1 protein-coding gene and 1 pseudogene are annotated in these 1,297 nt (G+C 64.1%); both read right to left on the reverse strand.

The window, feature by feature from the left end:
- Positions 1-1,011 (reverse strand): amidohydrolase family protein (locus EN939_RS34585; RefSeq protein WP_164751529.1); only part of this gene is annotated, 1,011 nt, incomplete at its 3' end.
- Positions 1,005-1,297 (reverse strand): annotated as a pseudogene (locus tag EN939_RS34590) (tungsten formylmethanofuran dehydrogenase); the annotation flags it as partial. The pseudogene EN939_RS34590 and the gene EN939_RS34585, both read right to left, overlap by 7 nt.

Raw genomic sequence — 1,297 nt, forward strand, 5'->3', positions numbered from 1 at the left:
GATGCCGCCGCCATTGCCGTCACCATCATGAATGACGGTCTTTTTCGGGTGCGCGCTGCCACGCGCCGAAAACTGCCGCATGACGTCGGAGGAGACCGTGACCGTCTGGCCGAACATGACCTGGCCGATATCGATGGTGACTTCCGGCGTCGCGTTGACCAGTTCGGCAAGCCGTGCGGCGGCGGAAGAAAACCCGCGTTTTCCTTCCGTGCCATAGCCATAGAACTGGAGGTGGGCGAGATGCAGCGGCAGCCCATCCGCCGCTGCGATCGTCGCAGCCGCCGTATCCGCCGATCCGGGGCTGCCCAGATTGTTGCAATGGACATGCAGGGGATGCGGCAGGCCAAGACTGTCGACGGCGGCCTGCAGCGTCTTGACGATCTTGCGCGAACTGACGCCATAGGAAGGCACGACATCGTCCAGCGAGAAGGTGCGGACGTTCTCCTTGAAGGCGGCCGCCGCACCGGCGTTGATCACCTTGACCCCAAGCGCTCGCGTCGAAGCGACCGTCCAGGCGACATAGTCCTCGATCCTCGTCGAGGGGGCGTCGTCGCGGATCATCGACAACAGGAAATCGTCATTGCCGAGAATGGCGAGGGTTGCCTTGTCGATGATCGGGATGTCAGCCAGTTCGAGATGCGTGTGAAGCGCCGCTCCCGGCGACATCGCCGGCTCGACCACCGTCGTAAAGCCCATCTTGGCGTAGAGGCAGCCGGTCTGGAACGTCGACCAGCCGGCATTGGAGAGCGGCGTCATTGCCGGCCGCGCCTGATGGGCGGCATGCTGTTCGGGCAAGAGCAGCCGCGCGGTGTTCACATTGCCGCCGCCAATGTGGGAGTGGATGTCGATGGCGCCAGCCATCACGATGCAGCCGCTGGCTTCGATGATCCGGTCGGCCGCCCCTCCCGCCGGCGCCGAAACGATCTTGTCGTCCTTGACCCAAAGGTCGCCCTTGCCGAGACGGCCGTTGACGGGATCGATGATGTCGCCGCCGGCGATTTTCGTCAGCATGGCAGTGGCTCGGCGAAAGCGTGGCTAGCGATCAGGCGGATGATCATCGCGGCGGAGGGCAATTGCGAGGCCGCTTGCGCATCGATCGACCTGAGCGAGCCCGTGCGGCTGGAGTAGACAACCGCATCGTGATCGACCCCAGCTTCGCCGATGGCGATGGTGACTGCGGCGCCGGCAACCGGCTCTTGCGTTTTCGTCAACGCAATCAACGCCATGCGTCGCTTTTTTTCCTTCGGCTGGGCAGTTATGGCGGAGATCCGCAGGTGCAGGTCGGCTTCGCCGGCAG

It is taken from the genome of Mesorhizobium sp. M7A.F.Ca.CA.002.05.1.1 (assembly GCF_003998335.1).
In the GTDB taxonomy this organism is placed as follows: domain Bacteria; phylum Pseudomonadota; class Alphaproteobacteria; order Rhizobiales; family Rhizobiaceae; genus Mesorhizobium.